The organism is Mesorhizobium sp. M2A.F.Ca.ET.037.01.1.1 (assembly GCF_003998075.1).
Taxonomy (GTDB): Bacteria; Pseudomonadota; Alphaproteobacteria; order Rhizobiales; family Rhizobiaceae; genus Mesorhizobium.
Genome location: NZ_RZSA01001185.1, coordinates 1 through 1808, shown reverse-complemented (window position 1 = coordinate 1808; position 1808 = coordinate 1). Strand labels below are relative to the sequence as shown.

Here is a 1808-nt window from a genome sequence, read left to right as displayed (position 1 = left end):
CGCCGGGCCCTTTTGCTCCTCGAAACCCTTGAGCTCGCTCATCGCCGTGAACAGCGTACGGCAGCGGCCATCCTTGAGCCGCAGGATCCCCTCGCCCCGCGCCACCCCAGTCTCGAACGTGAACCAAGCCTCGACGATGCCGTCGTCGACGCTCGGCTCGCCGGTCAGGTGCCAATGTGATGGCTGCGCCAGCGACAGCGTGGCCTTCAGCATCTCGCGGATCGCGGCCTGCCCCTCCATGGTCTTTATGTTCCATGTGAAGGTCAAAAGATCGCGCCAGTAGCAATCCTCCGCAAAGAGGTTCGTCGCCGCCTCGATATCGCCCGCCTCCAGCGCCCGGCCGAATGAGCCGAGCCAGGTTGCCGCCTGTTGCGATGGTGCGATGTCGAGCATTTTTCTTCGTTCCCTTTTTCAGTTCGAAATCCGGCGGCGCCTTCCCCTTCTCCCCTTGTGGGAGAAGGTGTCGCCGAAGGCGACGGATGAGGGGGGCTCCAGGGAAAGCCAGCGTCTCACTCCGCTGGAACACCCCTCATCCGTCTCGGCGCTATCGCGCCGATCCACCTTCATCCACAAGGGGAGAAGGATAGTCGCTAATCCCCGAGCGGCTCCATCTCCTTGCCCGTCCGATGGATCTGCGCGTTGTATTTGATCCGGCGCACCGTCTCGCGCGCCGGACCGTCAATCTTGTAGGCTGTCGCCACCGCCAGCAGATCGATGGCCGCCAGGAATGCGTAGCGCGACGCGGTCGGCTTCAGCGTGTCGGGATATTCAGGCACGGCAACCGCCAGCCGTACATCGCAGACGCGGGTCAGCTCGGTGTCCGGCGCCGTCACGCAGATCGCGTTGGCGCGGTAATGCTTGGCGAGCTCTACCGCCTCGATCACCTCGCGTGTGCGCCCTGTGGCCGAGATCGCGATCACCAGATCGCCCGGCTTCAGCGTCGAGGCGGTCATTCGCATCAAATAGGGATCGCTTTGCGCATTGATGGTGATCCCATAGCGGAACAGGCGGTATTGCGTCTCCTGCGCCAGCGCCGACGAGCTGCCGCCGAGGCCGAACACCGTCACCTGCCGCGCCCTGGCGATCAGTTCTGCCGCCTTCTGCAGCTGTCCCGGATCGATCTGCCGCTCCGCCTCCTGCAGCGCGCGTCGCGCCTCGCCGAACACGGCGTTCCAGAACGGCATGCCGCTGTCGCTGTTCGCGGGCTGGGGCTTGGTGGCGAGATAGAGCGCGCCGACGACGAGGCTCTGCGCCAGCTTCAGCTTGAAATCGCGCACGCCCTCGCAGCCGATGGCGCGGCAGAACCGTGTCACCGTCGGCTCGCTGACCCGGGCACGTTGGGCAAGCGCCGAATTGGACGCGTCGACCGCATATTTGACATCGTCGAGCACGACATCGGCGACGCGGCGCTCGGCCGGCCGCAGCTCCGCATAGCTGTCCTTCACCTGCGAGATGATATCGGGAAAGCGCCTGACATGGTCGTGCCGGTCGCCGTCTTCGTCCGCAATTCGCAATGCCTGGCTGTCAGCTTCGGTCATTCGCCAGTCCTCCCCAGCCCGCTTCTGGATCCGTCATCTTCGCGATTATCCGCCCGCTGGCCATAGGCAATCAACCGCGATGAGTATGTAGGAAAGTAACACATACCGCAAGCGGCGATAAATCTGTTTTAAATCAGCACATTAGCTGGTATCTGATTGAACCTGATTGCTTCCGCCGTCTGTCGCCGCTTGACAGTAAAGTAGGATAGTTACAGACTGATTTTGCGGACAGATGGGGCCCTGGGCAACTCATCGCGCAGTCTCCGAGGG

General features: G+C 63.1%; 2 protein-coding genes. Both read right to left on the bottom strand.

Going from position 1 to position 1808, the window contains the following annotated elements:
* The coding region (locus EOA27_RS34845; RefSeq protein ID WP_145970773.1) for a nuclear transport factor 2 family protein at window positions 1–393 on the bottom strand (393 nt) is incomplete at its 3' end.
* A 197-nt stretch (window positions 394–590) separates the two neighbouring features.
* Entirely contained in the window at window positions 591–1538 is a 948-nt protein-coding gene (locus EOA27_RS34840; RefSeq protein WP_126081232.1) for a MurR/RpiR family transcriptional regulator, read from the bottom strand.
* Between the last annotated feature and the right edge of the window lie 270 nt (window positions 1539–1808).

Excerpts from the sequence above, each read along its gene's own strand:
- EOA27_RS34840 (WP_126081232.1), bottom strand. The coding sequence starts at position 1,538 with ATGACCGAAGCTGACAGCCAGGCATTGCGAATTGCGGACGAAGACGGC.